This window comes from Bradyrhizobium sp. USDA 4504, assembly GCF_054063995.1.
Genome location: NZ_JBSSGV010000001.1, coordinates 1,082,629 through 1,103,852 on the forward strand (window position 1 = coordinate 1,082,629; position 21,224 = coordinate 1,103,852).

Below are 21,224 nucleotides of genomic sequence, written 5' to 3' on the forward strand. Positions count from 1 at the left end.
TTGCAGCGTTGGGCGGCGGCGTGATGTCGCCGCCCAATCGCATTGTGCGGTTGCCCGTCTTACGGGCGAGCTTCCAGGATCAGGTTGAACGGCGTTTCCGCGGCGCGGCGGAACCGCGAGAAGCCGCCCTGACGCGCCACTTCGCGCAGTCTTGCCTCTCCGGCCTGCGCGCCGAGCGCGAGCCCGACCTCCTGGTCCAGCGACGCTGGCGTGCAGATCATCGTCGAGGCGGCGTAGTAGACGCGCCCGATCGGATTGAGGTTGTCCTCCAGCCGGTCGTTGGCGAACGGCTCGATCAGCATGCAGGTGCCGTCGTCGGCGAGGGTGGAGCGGGTATGCTTGAGGGCGCCGACCGGATCGCCCATGTCGTGCAGGCAGTCGAAGAAGCACACCAGGTCATAGCCCTTGGCCGGGAATGTCTTGGCGGAATGCGTTTCGAAATGAACGCGGTCCGACAATCCCGCCTCCCGCGCGGACTTCCGCGCCGCCTCGATCGAGCCCTCGTGATAATCGAAGCCGTAGAAGGTTGATTTTGGAAACGCCTCCGCCATCAATCGCGTCGAGACGCCGTGCCCGCAGCCGACGTCGGCGACGACGGCGCCTTTCTTCAGCTTGTCGACGACGCCCTCGAGCGCCGGCAGCCATTCCTGCACCAGATAGTGCTTGTAGCTGGTGCGGAAGAAGCGGGCGGTGCCGCAGAACAGGCACTCGCTGCGCCTGTTCCAGCCGACGCCTTTGCCGGTCTTGAAGGCGTCGGTAATTTTTGGCTCATCGAGAAAGGTCGCGCCGACCAGGCTTCCGACGGCGCCGAGGAAGACCGGGCTGTCCTCGTCGGCCAGCGCGAGCGCCTGCTCGGGCAGCATCGAGAATTTTCCGGATGCCTTGTCGTACTCGATGTAGCCGGAGGCCGCCTGCGCCGACAGCCACTCCTGGATGTAGCGCTCGGCCGTTCCCGTTGCCTTGGCCAGGGCCGCGGCATTCATCGGCCCGCCCTGCGCGAGGGCCCTGTACAGCCCGAGCTTGTCGCCCAGCAGCATCAACGATGCATTCATCGCCGCGCCGACATCGCCGATCATCTTTCCCATGAATGAATTGAGGCGCTCTTCGTTGACGTCCATGATGTTCCTCCATCGCAATCGCGTTTGGCCAAAAGTCATCATTCGCAATTTCACGCATGCGTCGTCGTCCAGCCGTGTGGCGACGTGATTGCCTGAAAGGTTCGGTGCAATGACCCGATTGTTACCGGGCCGGTGGGATCCCACAAACGCCGGGCTTCACAAGCCCGCGAGGCGAGCCGCCTACGCCATCACGCGCGGCATGATCAGCCTTTTGTACAGCGCACCATAGCAGGCGGCCGACAGGTCCCAGCTGTAGGACTTGGCCATCGCGCTGGAGCGCATGGCGTTGAGCCGGTCCTTGGCGCGGTAGGCGTCGAAGGCGCGCCTGACGCCGCCGAGGAAGGATTCCGCCGACGGCTGCGCGAACAGGAAGCCGGTCTCGCCGTCGGCGATGGTTTCCGCAAGCCCGCCGGTCTGGTGGCCGATCGGCAGCGAGCCGAAGCGCTGCGCATACATCTGGCTGAGGCCGCAGGGCTCGAAGCGCGACGGCATCAGGGTGAAATCGCTGCCGGCGAAGATTCGGCGCGCCTGCCCATCGTTGAAGCCGATGATCACGCCGATCGCATCGGGCCGGCGGCGATGCGCGGCCACCAGCGCATCCTCGATGGCCGGCTCGCCGCTGCCGGTGACGACGATCTGTCCGCCGTCCCTGACGATCTCGTCGGCGGCCGACAGCACGAGGTCGACGCCTTTCTGATGCACGAGGCGGGCGACGAGGCCAAAGATCGGCCCGCGCGAGACCGCAAGGCCGAACTGACGGCGGACATAGTCGGCGTTGGCCTGCTTGCCCTTCCAGTCGCCGGAGCCGAACGGCTGTGCGAGCTGCGCGCAGTGGCGCGGGTCCCAGCTCTCGTCGATGCCGTTCAGGATGCCGGTCAGCTGGTCGGCGTCGGAGCGCACCCGGAGCAGGCCTTCCAGGCCGCAGCCGAGCTCTGCGGTCGTGATCTCCCTGGCATAGGTCGCGCTGACCGTGGTCAGATGCGAGGCGTAGACGAGGCCGCCCTTGAGGAAGGAGAGCTTGTCGTAGAACTCCAGCCCGTCGATGTGGAATGAGCTTTCCGGTGCGCCGATCCGTCGCAGCGAGTCCTTCGGAAACAGGCCCTGATAGGCGAGATTGTGGATGGTCAGGATCGAGGGGATCCGCGCGCCGCGCCAGGCGAGGTAGGCCGGTGTGAGCGCGGCCTGCCAGTCGTTGGCGTGTACGAGGTCCGCTGCCCAATTCTTGTCCAGCATCCCGGCTGCAAGTTCGGCAGCGGCGGAGGCAAAGCGGCCGAAGCGGATGTCGTTGTCGGGCCAGTCGCGGCCGGACTCATCGCCATAGGGATTGCCCGGCCTTTCGTAGAGTTGCGGGCACAGCAGCACGTAGACCGGAAGTCCGTCCCTGGTCGACGCACGCCCGAGCGTGCAGGCCGGCATCTCGGCGAGCGCTCGGCATTGCCCAACGATTTCAATATGCGTGAACTGTTCGACCACATCCCGGTAGCCGGGAAGCATGATCCTGACGTCGCTCCACGGGCGGAGCGCCCGTGGAAGGGCGGCGGAAACGGCGGCGAGCCCGCCCACGCGGACGAAATCGTCCATCTCCGTCGTGACGAATAAGACCTTCAACAAGCGCCCTCGTTCCAGCCCGTGACATGGCTATGCAAGATCGGGTCCAATCTGCCTTTGAGTAAAATGCAAGACGGCCCGCGCTCCCGGTCTGGACGAGACGCTTTCCTGCCAGGGCGGCTCACTTTAGGGTCACGCGACGCCGAACAACCAATGACGAAGGTGGAGGAAGCCTTGCCGACGACCATAGCCGCTGACGATGAGGGGAATTTGACACGGAGCTTCGACGGCCTTCGCGTGCTCGATTTTTCGACCACGATCGCCGGACCTCATTGCACGCGGATGCTCGCCGACATGGGCGCGGAGGTGATCAAGATCGAGCCCGCCGAGGGCGAGACAATGCGGACGCGGCCGCCGGTGCGCAACAATTGCTCGACGGCGTTCGGCCAGCTCAATATCGGCAAGAACAGCCTCGTGCTCGACCTGAAGTCGCCGGCCGGCGTCGAAGTCGTGCGCCGGCTGATCGCCACCGCCGACGTGCTGGTGGAGAATTTCCGTCCCGGCGTGATGCGGCGGCTGAAGCTCGACTATGCCTCTATCCGCGACATCAATCCGAAGCTGATCTTTTGCTCGATCTCCGGCTACGGCCAGACCGGCCCATCGGCGGAATTGCCGGCCTATGCGCCGGTGATCCATGCCGCCTCGGGCTACGAGATGGCTCATCTCGCCTATCAGTCGGGCCGCAGCCGGCCGGACTATTGCGGCATTTATCACGCCGACGTGCTGACCGGCGTTTACGCATTCGGTGCGATCTCGGCGGCGCTCTACCAGCGCGCCGCCAGCGGCAAGGGCCAGCATATCGACGTCTCGATGCTGGAATCGATGCTGAGCCTGACCCTGAACGAGTTGCAATGGTCGCAATTCGAGGTGAAGCAAACCCAGCGCCCGATGTTCGGCCCGATCGAAACCACTGACGGCTACGTGATGGTGGCGATCGCCAGCGAGAAGACGTTCCAGAACCTGATGCAGGTGATCGGTCGTCCCGATTGGGTGTCCGATCCGCGCTTCGCCAAATATTCCGATCGGCGGGAGAACTGGGCGGGCCTGATGGAGGGCGTCGAGGCATGGTCGCGCTCGGTCAGCACGCAGGCCTGCCTTGCCGCGCTCAACGAGTATGGCGTGCCGTCATCGGCCTATCGCACCGTGCGCGAGGCGCTCGCCGATCCGCAAATCGCCCATCGCGGCGCGCTGGCCGAGGTTGCGGACGGCGGCGGCAGCTTCAAGGTGCTCAATCTGCCGTTCCGCATGTCCGGCGCTGCGGTCGGTGCGCGCAAGCGGATGTCGACGCTCGGCGAGCACACGCTGTCCTATCTGAAGGAGATCGGGCTCTCCGAGGATCAGATCGCAGGCTTCGCGGCGCAACCGGCAAAGACGGCGCGTCATTAAGCCTGCGGCTTTTCATCCGCATTACGGTCTTGTCGCGCGCGGCGATTCCGGACAATCTGCCGCCCAACAGACGACGATCCGGAACACCGGACGTCGCCCACCTGGGAGGGAGCATTGATGAAGCTGGTCGGGCGCGCGCACGCCGTTGCGCGCATATTTCTTGTGGCGGGATTCAGTGCCGCGGCATTCGCTGCATCGGCCAATGCGCAGAAGCTGGGCGGCACGCTCAACGTTGGCCAGGAACTCGACATTCCCGGCTTCGACCCGCTCAAGGTCGGCGTCTACGACACCTCAGCCAATACCGCGGCGGCCGCAATCTTCGACACGCTGACCACACTCGACGACAAGGGCGAGGTGAAGCCGAAGCTCGCGCTGTCATGGGAGCATTCGGAAGACTTCAAGACCTGGACCATCAAGCTGCGGCCAGGCGTCAAATTCCATGACGGCACGCCATTCAACGCGCAGGCGGTGAAGGAGAATTTCGACCGCCAGAAGGATCCCGCCAACAAATGCCGTTGCGCCTTCTACATCACGAACATCATCAGCGTGAACCTGGTCGACGACCTGACGGTGGTCTATAATTTCAGCGACCCGGCCGTGAACTTCCCGGCGACGCAGACCATTCAAAGCTCCAACAACGTCATGCAGTCGCCGACCGCATGGAAGACCAAGGGCGACGACTACAACCGCAACCCGGTCGGCACCGGTCCCTACATCCTGAAGTCCTGGACCGCCGGCGACCGCATGGTGCTCGAGAAGAACCCGGACTACTGGAACAAGGGCAAGCCGTATCTCGACCGCATCGTCCTGAAGCCCTTGCCGGATGCACAGTCGCGCTTTGCCTCGCTGCAATCGGGCGAGGCCGACATCATCTGGGACGACGAAGCCGATGCCGACAACATCATCAGGGCGCGCAAGGACACGAGCCTGACCGTGCATACCTATGAAGGCTCGGGGGCTGCAGTCGCTGCCTTCAACACCAAGGTCCCGCCGTTCGACGACGTGCGCGTGCGTCAGGCGCTGGTGATGGCGCTCGACCGCACGAAGATGTCGCAGGCGATTACCAATGGTCTGGCGCGACCGGCCAGCAATCCCTACGGCGACGGGTCCTGGGTGAAGTGCAAGGATGACGGCGCGCTGCCCTACGATGTCGAAAAGGCCAAGGCGTTGATCAAGGATTACGGCAAGCCGGTCGAATTCAAGATGCTGGTCACGGCGACGCCGCGCGGCCGCACCGGCGGCCAGGTGCTGCAGCAATTCTGGAAGCGCATCGGCGCCAACATGGAGATCGAGCAGGTCGATCAGGCAACCATTCCGCCGCGCGCCTTCATGCGCCAGTTCCAGCTCACGCCGTGGCGCATCGTCGATCTCGCCGATCCCGATCCGCAGATGTACGCCAATTTCCACACCGGCAGCCCGGTGGCGCTCGCGAACTACTCCAATCCAGAGCTGGACCGGTTGCTGGAGCATGCGCGGACCACGGCCGACGTCGCCCAGCGCACCGAGGACTATTGCGCGATCAGCCGCCTGATCAACAAGGAAGCAATCTGGTTCTGGACTTTCCAGAACACCTACTACGCAATCTCGAGCGCGAAGGTGAAGGGCGTGCCGAAGATGTTCAACGGGGTGCTCGACGTCTCCGACGCCTGGAAGGAATAGCCTTTCATGCTGTTCTTCGTCGCGCGCAGGCTCCTGTACCTGGTACCGGTGCTGATCGCGGTCTCGGTCCTGACTTTCGTGATCGCCTCGCTGTTGCCCGGCGATCTGGCCTATGTGATCCTCGGCGACCAGGCGACGCCGGAGAACGTCGCGGCCCTGCGTCACGATATGGGGCTCGATCAGCCGATCTGGCTGCGCTACCTCGGCTGGCTGTGGCACATCCTGCAGGGTGATTTCGGACGATCCTTCCGCACCGGGCAGACGGTGCTGCAGGCTGTCAGCGACCGCGTCCCGGTCTCGTTCGAGCTGATGATCCTGGCCGAGCTGATCGGGCTCGCGATCGGCGTGCCGCTGGCGATCGCCTGCGCGGCCAAGGCGGGCAGCGCGTTCGACCGCTTCATGACCGGCTCGGCCTTCGGCATGCTGTCGGTGCCGACCTTCCTGTCCGCGATCCTGCTGATCTATCTGTTTGCGGTCGAGCTGCGCCTGCTGCCGGCGACTGGCTACGTGCCGTTCACCGAGGACCCGGTCGCCAATCTGCGCTTCATGGTGCTGCCGGCGTTGACGCTCGGGCTTGCGGAATGGCCGGGCATCATGCGCGTGCTGCGCTCCGACATGATCGCGGCGCTGCAAGAGGACTACATCGCGCTCGCCAAGGCGAAGGGCCTCAAGCCGTCGCGCATCCTGTTCGTGCACGCACTGAAGCCGTCGTCGCTGACGCTCGTCACCATCACCGGCATCAATATCGGCCGCCTGATCGGTGGCGCCGTCATCGTCGAGTCGATCTTCGCCTTGCCGGGGATCGGCCGCCTCCTGGTCGGCGCGATCTATACCCGCGATCTGATCATCCTGCAGGGCGTGGTGCTGCTGGTTGCCGCGGGCTTCGTGATCATGAATTTCATCGTCGACATGCTCTACGCCCTTCTCGATCCGAGGATCCGCCATGGCCACGCTTGAGCTCAGCCTCGAGGAAGAGGCCGGTGCGACGCCGGCTCGGCGCCGCCGCGGGCTCGGCATGCTGTTCTGGATCGCGATCGGCTGGATGACGCTGGTGTTCACGGTCGCGATCTTTGCCGACCTGCTGCCGCTGCCGAGCCCGACCGACATGGACATGCTGGAGCGGCGGGCGCCGATCTCCGCCGAGCATTGGCTCGGCACCGACGGTCTCGGCCGTGACGAGCTGTCGCGGCTGATCTATGGCGCGCGCATCTCGCTGATCGTCGGTCTCTGCGCACCGATGATCGGTGTCACGATCGGCGGCGCGCTCGGCATGCTCGCGGGCTATTTCCGCGGCCGTTTCGAATCCTTCGTGGTCGGCAGCATGGACGTGCTGCTGGCGTTCCCGCCGCTGATCCTGGCGCTTGCGGTCACCGCCTACCTCGGCCAGTCGATCTTCAATCTGACCTGCATCCTCGGCGTGCTCGGCATTCCAGCCTTCATGCGGGTGGCGCGGGCGGCGACCTTGTCGCTGGCGCGGCGCGAATTCGTCATCGCGGCGCAGGCGCTCGGCGCCACGCATGCGCGCATCCTGCTGCGCGAGCTGCTGCCCAATGTGATGCTGCCGCTGCTCGCCTTCTTCCTGCTCGGCGTCGCCGTCACCATCGTGGTCGAGGGCTCGCTGTCGTTCCTCGGCCTCGGCGTGCCGCCGCCGATCTCGAGCTGGGGCAGCATGATCGGGGAGGGGCGTGAGAGCCTCGAGGTGGCGCCGCGGCTCGCCTTCATTCCGGCGATCGCGATGTTCCTGACCGTGCTCTCGTTCAACCTGATCGGCGATACGATGCGTGCGCTGACCGATCCCAGGCAGGGGGCGCTATGAGCCGGACGCTGCTCTCGGTCGAGAATGCGGTGGTCGACCTGCCGACGCCGCGCGGCAATCTGCGGGCGGTGGATCATGTCGATCTCGCCGTCGGCGCCGGCAGGACGCTCGGCATCGTCGGCGAGTCCGGGTGCGGCAAGACCATGCTGTCGCGCGCGATCCTTCAGCTGCTGCCCAAGAAGGCGAAACTGTCCGGCCGCGTGATGTTCGACGGGCAGGATCTGACGAAACTGCCGGCGGAGAAATTGCGCAAGCTGCGCGGTCGCTCGCTCGCGGTCGTGTTCCAGGACCCGATGACCTCGCTCAATCCGGTGCTGACCATCGGCACCCAGCTGATCGAGACCATTGTGGAACATCTCGAGCTCGATCTCGCCGAGGCCCGGCAGCGCAGCATCGAACTGTTGGCGGCGGTCGGCATTCCCGCGCCCGAGCAGCGCCTCGCGCAATATCCGCACCAGCTCTCCGGTGGCATGCGCCAGCGCGTCGCGATTGCGGTGGCACTGTCCTGCGAGCCACAGCTCCTGATCGCGGACGAGCCGACCACCGCGCTCGACGTCACGATCCAGGCGCAGATCCTCGATCTCCTGGCGCGCGAGCAGCAGCGCCGTCACATGGCGATGATCATCATCACGCATGACCTCGGCGTGGTCGCCGGCCGCACCGACGAGGTCGCGGTGATGTATGCCGGACGCGTCGTCGAACGCGCGCCGACGCCTGCCTTGTTCAAGCAGATGCGGATGCCCTACACCGAGGCGCTGCTCGCCGCGCTGCCGAAGCTCGACGTCGCGCCGCATACGCCGCTGCCGGCGATTTCGGGGCGGCCGCCCGATCCGACCCGGCCGCTCAAGGGCTGCTCGTTCTCGCCGCGCTGCCGCTATTCCGCGGAGCGCTGCGGCGCGGAGAAGCCGCAGCTCAGCCGGGCCGAAACGCCGGAGCATCTCTACGCCTGCTTCCATCCGATCACCGCGGGGGTCCGCGCATGATGCTGCAGGCAGCACCCGATCCGCTGATGAAGGTGGAAAACCTCGTCGTCGAATATTCGGTGGGAGGCAAGACCATCCATGCCGTCTCCGATGTCAGTCTCGAGATCGCGCGCGGCGAGACGCTGGGGCTGGTCGGCGAATCCGGCTGCGGCAAGTCCACCCTTGGCCGCGCGGTGCTGCAATTGCGCCAGGCCGTCTCCGGCAAGGTGCTGTTCGATGGGCACGATCTCACCACACTGAAGGGCGAGCCACTGCGCAAGATGCGCCGGCGCGTGCAGCTGATCTTCCAGGACCCGATTGCCTCGCTCAATCCGCGGCGGCGGATCGGCGACATCGTCGCCGAGCCGCTGGTGATCGCGGGCGTCAAGGATCCCGAGGAACGCCGGCGGCGCGTCAGTGACGTGCTGTCGGCGGTCGGCCTCGATCCGGCGCTGGTGAGCGGACGCCTGCCGCATGAATTCTCCGGCGGACAATGCCAGCGCATCTGCATCGCCCGCTCGCTGGTGCTCAATCCGGAATTCGTGATCTGCGACGAGCCGGTGTCCGCGCTCGATGTCTCGATCCGCGCCCAGATCCTCAATCTGCTGGAGGAGATGAAGGCGCGCTACGGCCTGACCCTGCTGTTCATCGCCCACGACCTCGCCGTGGTGAAGGCAGTCTCAGATCGCGTCGCGGTGATGTATCTCGGCCGGCTCTGCGAGGTCGGCCCGTCGGAGCAGTTGTTTGCACGGCCGGCGCATCCCTATACCGCGCTGCTGATCGAGGCGATCCCGGTGCCGGATCCGGATGTCCGCCCGACCCAGAGCGTGCCGGTCGGCGAGCCGCCGTCGCCGATCGCGCCGCCCTCCGGCTGCCGCTTCCGCACCCGTTGCCCGCGGGCCGACGCGCGCTGCGCCAGCGAAGTGCCGGAACTGCGCGTGGTTGCGCCCGGCCAGTTCGCGGCTTGCCATCATCCCCTGATCTAAATATCCGGAGGCCGACACCGCGTTTGTCCCGGACGGGCAGGCGTGGCAAGGTCCGCCGCAAGAAGCTACGGGAGAACAGCGATGAAGAGTTTCCAGGTCGTCGATTTCAACGCCCCCTTGAAGGAGGTCGATCAGCCGACGCCACAGCCGTCGGGCACGCAGGTGCTGATCAAGGTCAAGGCCGCCGGCGTCTGCCACAGCGACCTGCATATCTGGGAGGGCGGCTATGATCTCGGCCACGGCCGCAAGCCGCTGTCCCTGAAGGATCGCGGCGTCTCGCTGCCGCGCACGATGGGCCATGAGACGGTCGGCGAGATCGTGGCCTTCGGGCCCGACGTCAGGGACGCCGACAAGGGCGGCCTCAAGGTCGGCGATATCGCGCTGGCCTATCCCTGGCTCGGCTGCGGCAAATGCCCGACCTGCCTCGGCGGCGACGAGAACATGTGCGCGATCAAGCCGAATGCGCTCGGTGTCTATTGCGACGGCGGCTACGCCGACCACATGACGGTGCCGCATCCGAAGTATCTGCTCAACCTCAAGGGGCTCGATCCCGTCACGGCCGCGCCCTATGCCTGCTCCGGTGTCACGACCTACAGCGCGCTGAAGAAGGTCGAGAAGGATCTCGACACACCGATCGTGATCTTCGGCGCCGGCGGTCTCGGGCTGATGGCGCTCTCACTGTTGAAGGCGATGGGCGGCAAGGGTGCGATCGTGGTCGATATCGACGCCAGGAAGCGTGAGGCGGCCGAAGCCGCCGGCGCGCTCGCGACCGTCGACGGCAAGGCGCCCGACGCGCTGGAACAGCTTGTCAAGAAGGCCGGCCAGCCGATCCGTGCCGCGATCGATCTGGTCGGCAACGCCCAGACCTCGCAGCTCGGCTTCGACTGCCTGACCAAGGGCGGCAAGCTCGTGATCGTCGGCCTGTTCGGCGGCGGCGCGCCCTGGGCGCTGCCGCTGATCCCGATCAAGGCGGTCACCATCCAGGGCAGCTATGTCGGCAATCTGCGCGAGACCCAGGAGCTGCTCGACCTGGTGCGGACCAAGAAGATTCCGGCGATCCCGGTCACGCCGATGCCGCTGGCAAAGGCGAACGAGGCGCTGACCAACCTGCAGAAGGGCCAGCTGGTCGGCCGCGCGGTGCTGACGCCGTAGCCTCCCTTCCGTCATTCCGGGGCACGCGAAGCGTGAACCCGGAATCTCGAGATTCCGGGTGCGATGCTCCGCATCGCCCCGGAATGACTGTTGTGCTCCGGAGAATCTCATGTCGGCCAACAACGCACTCCACATCGCCGTCCTCGGTGGCGATGGCATCGGCCCCGAGGTGATGGCGCCGGCGCTCGACGTGCTGCGCAAGATCGAGGCGTCGGCCGGTCTCAAATTTCGCTTCACCGAGGCGCCGGCCGGCGCGGGCCATTACAAGGAAACCGGCAAGTCGATGCCGGAGAGCACGATCCGGCTGTGCGAGGAGGCCGACGCGATCCTGCTCGGAGCCTGCGGCCTGCCGTCGGTGCGCTACCCCGACAACACCGAGATCGCGCCGCAGATCGAGTTGCGCATGATCTTCGATCTCTACGCCGGCGTGCGGCCCGCGCGGTTGATCCCCGGCGTATCGAGCACGATCGTCGGCGCCGACCAGCGGGGTATCGACCTCGTCGTGATCAGGGAATCGACCGAGGGCCTGTTCGCCTCGATGGGCAAGGGCGTCGTCACCGACAGCGAGGCGCGCGAGACGATGGTGATCACGCGCCACACCTCCGAGCGGCTGTTCGAGTTCTCGTTCCGGCTCGCCGAACGCCGCAAGGCGCGCGGCAAGGTCAATGGCGGGCTGACCTGCGTCGACAAGGCGAACGTGTTCAAGGCGTTCGCATTCTTCCGGAACATCTTCGACGAGACTGCGAGGCGTCATCCCGACGTCAGGGCTGACCACCTCTACATCGATGCGGCCGCGGCTGCGCTGGTGAAGCGTCCGTGGGACTTCGACGTCATGGTGACCGAGAACATGTTCGGCGACATCCTGTCCGATCTCACCGCCGGTCTGATCGGCGGCATGGGCATGGCGCCGTCAGCCGACATCGGCGACCGCTACGCGGTGTTTCAGCCGTGTCATGGCACGGCGCCCGACATCATGGGGCAGGGCAAGGCCAATCCGACCGCGATGATCCTGTCGGCCGCGATGATGCTGGACTGGCTCGCCGACAAGCATGGACTCGAAAGCGCCGCCGAGGCCGGCGAGCGGATCGAGCGCGCGGTCGACAAGGTCTACGCCGACGGCATCAAGCCGTTTGAGTTCGGCGGCAGCAACGGCACGACCGATGTCGCGAAGGCGGTATTGGCAGCGCTCTAGCGCGGAAGGGTGAGGGGGCCGAAGCCCCCTCGCTGATGATTAGCGATGGTGTCCGCCGTGATGGCCACCATGATGTCCGCCGTGATGAGGGCGGTGCCCGTAATGATGCGGGCGATGGTGGAATTGCGGACGATGATGCCATCCGTGATGGCGCGGTCCGTAGTAGCCGTATGCGCCCGGTCGCCAATAGCAGCGGCCCCAGCGATCGCAGACCTGGCGCACCTTGTCGACATTGGACGTTTCGCCCGCGATGTGACCGGCTTGCGGAAGCCCGTTGGGCATCGCGGATGCCGCGCCGGACATCAACGCTGCGCTTCCAAGCGCGGCGAGTCCAATAACGGCAAGCTTGATATTCATCGAGATCTCCTTGGTTGAAGCCTGAGAACGTCCATGCGGGCCACTTCGTTGCTGCGACAAAAAAGACAGGCTCGTGCACTTGGTTCTGGCGACGCCGGTTCAACTGAGGAAATGCGGGAGTTATGAGGTCGCCTGATGCGCGGGCGACAATTGGCCGCGCGACAGAATAGCGACGCATTGCGCGCGCATGCGCTGCGCGAGATCGGCAGTCGAAGCGCGAGCTAAAAAGAGCGGCGCGCATGCGCGGCTACCTGCGCGAAGATCGTGCTCACGTGGAGCGGCGGGATCATGACGCGATGCTCGTCGCCGCTTCATGACCGCGCATCCGGCGGGTACTGAAGCTATCCGCCTGGATCACAAAATCTTGAAAGACAGCCGCGCCTCAAGAAAAAGCGCTGCCATCGGCGATGGCAGCGCTTCGACGTCTTCCTGGCCCGACCGGCGTGTGCAGCCGCAGCGGCCGGTGACCGGCCGTTGCGGTGTGGTGGGATCGCGTTCGCGGCGACGCGACCCGATCCGCGCTCAGTCTTCGTTGGCGGCGATCGATTCCATCAGCGACACCAGCTGACGTTGCACCGTCTGATCCTTGATCTTGCTGTAGGCGCGCAGCAACCGGAGGCTGAACGCGCTGTCGAGGAACAGCAGGCTCTCGACTTCGCGGGCCTTATTGTCGCCGTCGTAGAAGAAGGTGACCGGCACATCCAGCGCGGTCGCGATCTGTTGAAGGCGGGCAGCGCCGACACGGTTGACGCCCTTCTCGTACTTTTGAACCTGCTGGAAGCTGACGCCAAGCTTGTCGCCGAGTTCGGCCTGCGAGATCTTTTGCTCGACACGGCGCAGGCGAATCCGCTTGCCCAACTCAATGTCCGGCTTGCCGGCACTGCGCTGCTTCATCTTCTTTGCTGCTGATCTGTTCATTCTTGTGACCCGTCCTTCAAATCGAGAATCCCTGGCCCGGCTGGGTCAGGGACACGTTCATGATGTACCGCGTTAAGCTCGAGTGGATCGCCAGTTCGTCTGAACCACGAAATCCAGGAAGATCGCGGGATGGTATCCAAACGCAAACGCGCAAGGAAACACCCTAGTACCGACTCGGTCGACTACCTGAAGTCGACCGCGCCAAGGTGTCTGTCGACACCCCGCCCTCTACATTTGGCAAAATATTGACCAAACCACAACTAGCGCGAGTTTGATCGACACAGATTTTGCGCACATGCATAATAGGCGTCAATGCACAGCGCCCGTAGTTCTACGGGCCGCTATATTGTACGAGCGTCGTTGCACGGATGCAACCCCAGCTAGTGCAGCCTGAGGTCGAGAGGTGGCCGGCGAGTGCTTGACTGAATCATCCGATTTGCAAGAGTTTGACGTAAGTCCAAGTCAGGCTTTCGGAATGTTGCTGGACAATTGCCCAAAAGTTCTCAATCATCTGGAACAAATGTGTGCCTACGACAAGCCGGCGAACTCTGGCGGGAGGGGCCAATGAAGCGAAAGAGGGGAACGCCTCGACTCTACCTCGCGGCTTCGGGAGTTGAAGATATGGCGGTCGCAAACACGGAAGAACGGTTGCTGGCGCTGCTCGCAACGCTGGAGGAATGTCAGGCGTTCCTGACTGACCGGGCGAACACGGAGACGGCACGGCTGTTGTCCCTTGCCATCCTCGAGCTTCGGATGGAGCTCCACAAGGTCACGGATTCTGAGCTGAAGGCCCTCTGTGACATGATCGCTTCGGATGAGCCCGTGCTGGAACAATCGACGGCCCGGCAACTGCCGCCGTATTTGAGGCTGATCAAGTAAGTCAGCGCCCCGCGCCACGCGCGGGACGCTGCTCGGCTTGGGACGCGTGGCTCAGCCCGCGGTCACGTCAACCGCCTCGGCGCCTTCGAGCACGCGACGGGCCTTGTCGCGGTCGAGGTCGCCTTCCCATGCCGCGACCACGACGGTGGCGACGCAGTTGCCGATCAAATTGCCGACTGCGCGCGCCATGCCGATGAACCAGTCGACCGAGAGCACCAGCACGAGGCCAATCGCCGGGATGCTCGGCACGGCGTTGAGCGTCGCCGCCAGGATGACGATCGCCGAGCCGGGCACGCCATGCGCACCCTTCGAGGTGATCAGCGACACGCCGAGCACCAGCATCAGGTCGCCGAACGACAGCGGCGTGTTGGTCGCCTGCGCGATGAACACGACCGCAAGCGTCAGGTAGATCGAGAAGGCGTCGAGGTTGAAGGAATAGCCGGTCGGAATCACGAGGCCAACCACCGAATCCTTGACGCCGAAACGCTCCAGCTTGCGCATCACCTGCGGCAGCACCGCGTCGGACGATGCGGTTGCGACCACGATCATCAGCTCCTCGCGCACGTAGCCGAGGAATTTGAGGATGTTGACGCCGGCGAGCGCCATCACGGCGCCGAGCACGCCGAGCACGAAGATCGCGACCGACACGTAGAACAGCGCGACCAGCGACAGCAGCTGCTTCAGCGAACCGACGCCGTATTTGCCGACCGTATAGGCGACGGCGCCGAGCACGCCGATCGGAGCGAAGCGCACGATCAGGCCCATGGCGCGGAACAGCACGGTCGAGACCGCGTCGATGAAGGAGGAGATTTTCTCGCCCTTCTCGCCGCCGACCAGCGCCAGGCTGACGCCGAAGATGATGGCGAAGAACAAAACCTGCAGCACGTCGTTGCGCGACAGCGCGTCGAACGAGGTGGTCGGAATGATGTTGAGCAGGAAGCTGCCGATGCCTTCGCCCTTCAGCTTCTGCGCGTTGTTGGCATAGTTGCCGAGCGCCTTGGCATCCAGCGTCGAGGTGTCGATGTTCATGCCGTGGCCGGGGCCGAACAGATAGGCGAGCAGCAGGCCGACCACGAGCGCAACCGTCGTCATCGCCTCGAAATAGACCAGCGCCTTGACGCCGACCCGGCCGACCTTCTTGAGGTCGCCGGCACCCGCAATGCCGTGCACGACGACGCAGAACACGATCGGCGCCACGATCATCGAGATCAGCTTCAAGAAGGCATCGCTGAAGATCTTCAACCCGATCGCGAAATCGGGCGCGGCCATGCCGATGACGATGCCGAGCAGCAGCGCGACGAGCACCTGCACGAACAGTGATGTGTAAAGCGGCTTGCGCGCAACTGTCGCTTCCGCTGCGATGGTCGACATGACTTCCCCCTGTTTCTGGCCGGCCGAACCCGCCAATCATAGCAACTTGCGTGCCAAGATGTCGCAGGATCGGCCACTCCTGTCGGGTCAGCCGTCGATTTCGAGAGTGCTGGTCACGGTGTAGACGACGCCGTGGGGCAGGAAATCCACGGTGGCCTCGCCGCCGAGCTGGTCGCGGGCACTGCGCTCGATCAGCCGGGAGCCGAAGCCGCGCTGGACCGGCGCGGTGACCTGTGGGCCGCCGGTTTCGGTCCAGATCATCCGCAGCTTCGGTCCGGGGCTCTCGTTGAGGATTTCCCAATCCAGCGTCACCGTGCCGGTGTCGTTGGACAGTGCGCCATATTTGGCGGCGTTGGTCGCCATCTCGTGCAGGATCATCGACAGCACCAAGGCAAGCCGGGGCGACAGCGGCACGCGGGGGCCGAACATCCTGACCCGCGCGGACGTGTTCAAGAGGTAGGGCCGCAGCACGCGGCTGACGACGTCCTGGAAGTCGGAGCCCTGCCATTTGTCGGTGGAGAGCAGATTGTGCGCCTCGGCCAGCGCGCCGAGCCGCCCCTCGAACTTGTCGCGCTCGGCGCGGCTTGCGCTGCGGAAGGTCTGCGTGGCGATCGATTGCAGGATCGCCAGTGTGTTCTTGACGCGGTGGTTGAGCTCTTCGATCAGCAGGTCGTGCAGCATCTCGCCGCGCGCGATCGTGGTTGCCATCCGCACCGTAAAGCCGAGCCCGACCAGCAGCAGGACGCCGCCGATCACGCTGGTGATCGCCAGCGAGCGCCACAGCGGCGCTACCAGCGAGTTCTCCGCGATCCCCGCGGCGACGGTCCAGCTGGTGACGCGCGACCGGGTGAAACCGGTGATCAGCGCCACGCCTTCCAGCAAGACGGTCGGCAGCGTCGCCTCGCCGCGGCGGAACATCTCGGCAAACAGCGATGGCGAGGCGCGCTGGCCGATGGTCGCCTGCGGATTTGGCACCCGCGCGAGGTTGACGCCGTCGCTGTCGAAGATCGAGATGGTCCAGTCCTGGTTGAGGCGTTGCTTCTCGATGATGGCCTGGAACACCTCGATCGGCGGGCTGAAGGAGATGTCGTAGAGCACCTCGCCGTCGCGCATCACCGGTACCTCGACGGTGATGATCAGCCGCTGCTTCACCGCGCCGAAGAACAGGTTGGAGTATTGCGGCTGCCGCGTCGCGAACACCTTCTCGAGGATCTCGAGATTGTTGCGCGGCGGCAGGCTCGCGGTGTCCGGCGTCAGCGAGGAGAACACCTGGCGTCCGGCGCGGTCTGCCACCAGCACCACGCCTTCCTTGCCGTACTGGTCGATGAAACCGACCGCGACGCGGCGGAAGTTGTCGAAGTCGCTGTTGCGCAGCGAGTTGGTCAGGGCCAGCACCTGCAGCCCGCCGGTCATGCGCTGCATTTCCGCATCGAGCAGCAGACGGATGCTGCGCGCCGTCTCCAGCACGCGCTGCGTGGCCGCCTGACGATCCCGCTGATAATTGTGGAAGACGATCCCGACCGCGAAGATGATCAGCGGCCAACATCGTTCCCGCGACCAGAAGCGCGAGACGGACTGGCAATGTCAGTTTCGGCACGAAGTCCCCGGGTCGGTGCCCATTCGCTGCGAGCTTAGGGGAGGCGGGAAAAATTCGCCAAAGGAAATAGTTTTATATCAGAAAGGTTCCGCGGCGCCCAAAGCATGATCCGGAAAAGTGTGAAGCGGTTTTCCGAAAGGATCATGCTCGAACGAGGAGTGTGCGCCGCGGAATGACGTCGTGTCAGAGATTGCTCTCGGTGATCGCGGCGTAGACCATGGTGCGCAGCTCGCGCCGCAGCGGATAGGCGCTCGACGGCAGCACCTGGGTCATGAAGATCGTGATCAGCTCCTCGGCCGGGTCGATGAAGAACGACGTCGTCGCGGCGCCGCCCCAGTTGAATTCGCCTGGACTGCCGGCGATCAGCGTCTGCGACGGGTGCATGGTGACGGCGAAGCCGAGGCCGAAGCCGATGCCGTTATAGGCGGCTTCGGCGAACATCGAGCGCGACATCGCCGGCAGGTCGACGCCGCCGGGCAGATGGTTCGAGGTCATCAGCTTCAGCGTCTTCGGGCCGAGCAGCCTGACGCCGCCGAGCTCGCCGCCATTGAGCAGCGTCCGGCAGAAGGTCAGGTAGTCGGCCGCGGTCGAGCACAGTCCGCCGCCGCCCGAGATCAGCGAAGGCGGCGCCAGGAACGAGCTGGTGGTCGGATCGTCCTGCAGCGTCAGTGTGCCCTTGCGCTCGGCGGCGAGCGGGTTGAAGCCGCCCTGCGGATCGGCGGAATAGCAGGCGGCAAACCGATGCGCCTTGTCGGCCGGCACGAAGAAATCCGTGTCGTTCATGCCGAGCGGCTTGAAGATGCGCTCCTTCAGGAATTGCTCGAACGGCTGGCCGGAGATCTTGCCGACGAGATAACCGAGCACGTCGGTCGAGACCGAGTAGTTCCAGGCTTCGCCCGGCGAGAACTCCAGCGGGATCTTCGCCAGGTCCTCGATCATGCCGTCGAGCGTGCCGGCCTTGATGACCTCGCCGATCTTCTTCTCGCGATAGGCCGCGTCGACATTCGAGCGCTGCTGGAAGCCGTAAGTGAGGCCCGAGGTGTGGCGCAAGAGGTCGACGATCTGCATCGGCCGCGTCGGTGGGCGGGTCAGGAAGGCGGGCGCGGTGCCGGCGACGAATACGCCGAGGTTCTTCCATTCCGGAATATATTTCGCGACCGGCTCGTCGAGCGCGACCTTGCCTTCCTCGACCAGCATCATGAAGGCGACTGATGTGATCGGCTTGGTCATCGAATAGATGCGGAAGATGGTGTCGTCCTTGACCGGCGCCTTGCGCTCGAGATCGGCAAAGCCCTGGACCGTGGAATGCACGATCTTGCCGCGGCGATAGATCAGGACCTGCGTGCCGGGAAAACGGCCGGCATCGATGTAGCGGCTCTTCAGATGCGCTTCGAGGCGGTTGAGGGCAGTGGTCGACATTCCCGCGGATTCGGGCGAGGCAGGCGTGGGGGCTAGCATCAGGCGTTTCTCCGGCTTGCAAGGCAGCCTTGATAGCCGAAAAGTGTCTGCTGCACCAATCCGCTGCCGCTTACCGGCATTGAGCTGGTGGTGTACCGTCGCCCCTGCAATCGCGCCCCCGAAGGGGCCCAAAGTATCTGCCAAGGTATCCGTCAAGGGAAACGCCGAGATGACCCAGTTCAACGAAACCGAGCTCACCGCCGCCGTCATCCGCAGCTTCGACCAGACACCCGATCCACGGGCCAAGTTCCTGCTGCAGGAATTGGTGAAGTCGCTGCACGATTATGTGCGCAGGACCGATCTCACCTTCGAGGAATGGGACCAGGCGATCGGCTTCCTGACCCGCACCGGGCAGAAGTGCACCGACATCCGCCAGGAGTTCATCCTGTTGTCCGACGTGCTCGGCGTGTCGATGCTCGTCGATGCGGTCAACCATCGCGATCGCGATGGCGCGACCGAGACCACCGTGCTCGGCCCGTTCTATGTCGGCGAGCACAAGGTGACGCCGCACGGCACCGACATCTCGGCAAGCCTGCCGGGCGAGCGCATGTTCGTGCAGAGCCGCGTCACCGACCTCGGCGGCAAGCCGCTGGCCAATGTGCCGGTCGATATCTGGCACGCGGACGATGACGGATTCTATGACTCGCAGAAGCCGAGCTATGCCACCGAAGGTCCGTCGTCGCGGGCGCGCTTCATCACCGATGCCGACGGCCGCTTCTTCTTCCGCACTATCGTGCCGTGCAGCTATCCGATCCCGACCGACGGCCCGGTGGGGCAGATGATCACGCAGACCAACCGTCACCCGATGCGGCCGGCGCATGTGCACTTCCTGGTCAACGCCAAGGGCTACGAGCCGCTGATCACGCATGTCTTCGTCGAGGGCGACAAGTACATCGATTCCGACGTCGTGTTCGGCGTGAAGGATGAATTGATCGCCAAGGTCGAGCGCCGCACCGATCCTGTCATGCCCGATGGCCAGCGTTCGGATGGGCCGTGGAGCCTGATGACCTACGAATTCCATGTGAAGCCCGGCGGCGGAATGGCGCCCGCGCCGCTCGGCGCCAAGGTCACCGAAGACGCCTGATCGGTTTCCGAACGCTTCTGCCCAATTCTTGTGCGCCGCACAAGGATTGGGCGAATCGCAAGTTTTGGCAGCGCGCGGAAAATTCGCGCGGGCTGCGACATGTTGCGCAAGGCTTTGCATCAAAATCGATTTTTGCACTGCGGTAGATTGGCACAAGGCTTGAATCATCATTAGCCGACGCCATTGAAGCCGTCCCTCGAGGCTACCCCATCGGATTTCTGACGCCGCCAGACCGGGGCCTTCCCGGTGCACGCCTTTTTGCGCCCTGCGCGCGTCGCCATCCGAAGGGCGGCGCTCGACGCACTGACGCAATACCGCAACGCAACGACGCAAAGGACGACCGATGACCAAGCCCACCGACAAGCCGCCAAGCCGCGGCCTCAGCCGCCGTCAGCTACTCAAGGCAAGCAGCGGCGCCGCCGCGCTGCTCGCCGCGGCCAAGCTCAACTTTCCCGCAGGTGCATTCGCGCAGGGCGCCGGTCCGGAAGTGAAGGCTGCCAAGCTCGGCTTCATTGCGCTGACCGATGCCTCGCCGCTGTTCGTCGCCAAGGAGAAGGGCATCTTCGCCAAATACGGCATGCCCGATGTCGAGGTGCAGAAGCAGGCCTCGTGGGGCACCACGCGCGACAACCTCGTGCTCGGCTCCGAGGGCAACGGCATCGACGGCGCGCATATCCTGACCCCGATGCCGTATCTGATCTCGGCCGGCAAGGTGACGCAGAACAATCAGCCGACGCCGATGTACATCATGGCGCGGCTCAATTTGAACGGCCAGTGCATCTCGGTCGCCAAGGAATATGCCGATCTCAAGGTCGGCATCGACACCGCGCCGTTCAAGGCGGCGCTGGAGAAGAAGAAGGCCTCCGGCAAGGCGGTGAAGGCCGCGATGACCTTTCCCGGCGGCACGCATGATCTGTGGATCCGCTACTGGCTCGCCGCCGGCGGCATCGATCCGGACAAGGACATCGAGACCATCGTGGTGCCGCCGCCGCAGATGGTGGCCAACATGAAGGTCGGCACGATGGACTGCTTCTGCGTGTGCGAGCCGTGGAATCTGCAGCTGATCCATCAGGAGATCGGCTATACCGCGATCACGACCGGCGAGCTCTGGGACAAGCATCCGGAGAAATCGCTCGGCCTGCGCGCCGCCTGGGTCGACAAGAACCCGAAGGCCGCGAAGGCGCTGCTGATGGCTGTCATGGAAGCCCAGCAGTGGTGCGAGAAGGCGGAGAACCGCGAGGAGACCGCGGCGATCTGCGCCAAGCGGCAGTGGATCAACTGCCCGGTCGAGGACATCACCGACCGCATGAAGGGCAAGTTCGACTACGGCACCGGCCGCGTGGTCGAGAATTCGCCGCAGCAGATGCGGTTCTGGAGCGACAACGCTTCCTATCCCTATCAGAGCCACGACCTCTGGTTCCTCACGGAAGACATCCGTTGGGGCAAGTACGAGGCAGGCTTCGACACCAAGGCGCTGATCGCCAAGGTGAACCGCGAGGATCTCTGGAAGGAGGCCGCCAAGGAGCTTGGCGTGTCCGACATTCCGGCCTCGACCTCGCGCGGCAAGGAGACCTTCTTCGACGGCAAGGTGTTCGATCCCGCCGATCCCGCGGTCTATCTGAAGTCGTTGTCCATCAAGCGTGTTGACGTCTGATTTGAGCGAGCCGCGCGAGCAGTGCAG

At 64.7% G+C, this 21,224-nt stretch carries 17 protein-coding genes and 1 pseudogene; 11 read left to right on the forward strand and 7 right to left on the reverse strand.

The window, feature by feature from the left end; all coding sequences use genetic code 11:
• Window positions 1–59: 59 nt before the first annotated feature.
• Entirely contained in the window at window positions 60–1,118 is a 1,059-nt protein-coding gene (locus tag ACVMB1_RS04640) for a class I SAM-dependent methyltransferase (RefSeq protein ID WP_057017529.1), read from the reverse strand.
• Window positions 1,119–1,298: 180 nt separating this feature from the next.
• Entirely contained in the window at window positions 1,299–2,726 is a 1,428-nt protein-coding gene (glgA, locus tag ACVMB1_RS04645) for a glycogen synthase GlgA (protein WP_076827213.1), read from the reverse strand.
• A gap of 153 nt (window positions 2,727–2,879) precedes the next feature.
• On the opposite strand from glgA, the gene ACVMB1_RS04650 reads away from it, so the two are divergent.
• The 8 genes from ACVMB1_RS04650 (at window position 2,880) to ACVMB1_RS04685 (ending at window position 11,879) form a co-directional block, all read left to right on the forward strand.
• On the forward strand, window positions 2,880–4,112 hold the full coding sequence (locus ACVMB1_RS04650; RefSeq protein ID WP_076827035.1) for a CaiB/BaiF CoA transferase family protein: 1,233 nt from the start codon (window positions 2,880–2,882) through the stop codon (window positions 4,110–4,112).
• A 117-nt stretch (window positions 4,113–4,229) separates the two neighbouring features.
• Window positions 4,230–5,771, forward strand: a complete 1,542-nt coding sequence (locus ACVMB1_RS04655; RefSeq protein ID WP_076827033.1) for an ABC transporter substrate-binding protein — start codon at window positions 4,230–4,232, stop codon at window positions 5,769–5,771.
• A 6-nt stretch (window positions 5,772–5,777) separates the two neighbouring features.
• Window positions 5,778–6,728, forward strand: a complete 951-nt coding sequence (locus tag ACVMB1_RS04660; RefSeq protein WP_057017526.1) for an ABC transporter permease — start codon at window positions 5,778–5,780, stop codon at window positions 6,726–6,728.
• Window positions 6,715–7,587, forward strand: coding sequence for an ABC transporter permease (locus ACVMB1_RS04665; RefSeq protein WP_076827031.1), 873 nt, complete (start codon window positions 6,715–6,717; stop codon window positions 7,585–7,587). The genes ACVMB1_RS04660 and ACVMB1_RS04665 overlap by 14 nt, the downstream gene beginning before the upstream one ends.
• Window positions 7,584–8,570 carry an ABC transporter ATP-binding protein gene (locus tag ACVMB1_RS04670; protein ID WP_057017524.1) on the forward strand — a complete coding sequence of 329 codons (987 nt, stop codon included), beginning with the start codon at window positions 7,584–7,586 and terminating at the stop codon, window positions 8,568–8,570. The genes ACVMB1_RS04665 and ACVMB1_RS04670 overlap by 4 nt, the downstream gene beginning before the upstream one ends.
• Window positions 8,567–9,535: an ABC transporter ATP-binding protein gene (locus tag ACVMB1_RS04675; RefSeq protein ID WP_057017523.1), complete on the forward strand. Its 969-nt coding sequence runs from the start codon at window positions 8,567–8,569 to the stop codon at window positions 9,533–9,535. Before ACVMB1_RS04670 ends, ACVMB1_RS04675 begins: the two co-directional genes overlap by 4 nt.
• A gap of 81 nt (window positions 9,536–9,616) precedes the next feature.
• Window positions 9,617–10,687, forward strand: a complete 1,071-nt coding sequence (locus ACVMB1_RS04680; RefSeq protein ID WP_057017522.1) for an alcohol dehydrogenase — start codon at window positions 9,617–9,619, stop codon at window positions 10,685–10,687.
• A gap of 109 nt (window positions 10,688–10,796) precedes the next feature.
• Window positions 10,797–11,879 (forward strand): isocitrate/isopropylmalate dehydrogenase family protein, encoded by a 1,083-nt coding sequence (locus ACVMB1_RS04685; protein WP_076827029.1) that lies wholly within the window; start codon window positions 10,797–10,799, stop codon window positions 11,877–11,879.
• Window positions 11,880–11,918: 39 nt separating this feature from the next.
• Here the strand turns inward: ACVMB1_RS04685 and ACVMB1_RS04690 are convergent, their stop codons facing one another.
• Together ACVMB1_RS04690 and ACVMB1_RS04695 are read right to left on the reverse strand one after the other, a co-directional pair.
• Window positions 11,919–12,236, reverse strand: coding sequence for a hypothetical protein (locus ACVMB1_RS04690; protein WP_076827027.1), 318 nt, complete (start codon window positions 12,234–12,236; stop codon window positions 11,919–11,921).
• Between the two features lie 522 nt (window positions 12,237–12,758).
• Window positions 12,759–13,154 (reverse strand): helix-turn-helix domain-containing protein, encoded by a 396-nt coding sequence (locus tag ACVMB1_RS04695; RefSeq protein WP_016844123.1) that lies wholly within the window; start codon window positions 13,152–13,154, stop codon window positions 12,759–12,761.
• Window positions 13,155–13,775: 621 nt separating this feature from the next.
• On the opposite strand from ACVMB1_RS04695, the gene ACVMB1_RS04700 reads away from it, so the two are divergent.
• On the forward strand, window positions 13,776–14,033 hold the full coding sequence (locus ACVMB1_RS04700; protein ID WP_083714987.1) for a hypothetical protein: 258 nt from the start codon (window positions 13,776–13,778) through the stop codon (window positions 14,031–14,033).
• 51 nt (window positions 14,034–14,084) lie between these two features.
• Here the strand turns inward: ACVMB1_RS04700 and ACVMB1_RS04705 are convergent, their stop codons facing one another.
• From ACVMB1_RS04705 to ACVMB1_RS04715, 3 genes and pseudogenes are all read right to left on the reverse strand, one after another.
• Window positions 14,085–15,404 carry a dicarboxylate/amino acid:cation symporter gene (locus ACVMB1_RS04705; protein ID WP_456814109.1) on the reverse strand — a complete coding sequence of 440 codons (1,320 nt, stop codon included), beginning with the start codon at window positions 15,402–15,404 and terminating at the stop codon, window positions 14,085–14,087.
• 87 nt (window positions 15,405–15,491) lie between these two features.
• Window positions 15,492–17,001 (reverse strand): annotated as a pseudogene (locus ACVMB1_RS04710) (sensor histidine kinase).
• 183 nt (window positions 17,002–17,184) lie between these two features.
• Entirely contained in the window at window positions 17,185–18,459 is a 1,275-nt protein-coding gene (locus ACVMB1_RS04715) for a serine hydrolase domain-containing protein (RefSeq protein ID WP_057017516.1), read from the reverse strand.
• Window positions 18,460–18,628: 169 nt separating this feature from the next.
• On the opposite strand from ACVMB1_RS04715, the gene ACVMB1_RS04720 reads away from it, so the two are divergent.
• Together ACVMB1_RS04720 and ACVMB1_RS04725 are read left to right on the forward strand one after the other, a co-directional pair.
• Window positions 18,629–19,543 (forward strand): intradiol ring-cleavage dioxygenase, encoded by a 915-nt coding sequence (locus ACVMB1_RS04720; RefSeq protein ID WP_076827021.1) that lies wholly within the window; start codon window positions 18,629–18,631, stop codon window positions 19,541–19,543.
• 343 nt (window positions 19,544–19,886) lie between these two features.
• On the forward strand, window positions 19,887–21,197 hold the full coding sequence (locus ACVMB1_RS04725) for a CmpA/NrtA family ABC transporter substrate-binding protein (protein WP_076827018.1): 1,311 nt from the start codon (window positions 19,887–19,889) through the stop codon (window positions 21,195–21,197).
• The last annotated feature ends 27 nt before the right edge of the window (window positions 21,198–21,224 follow it).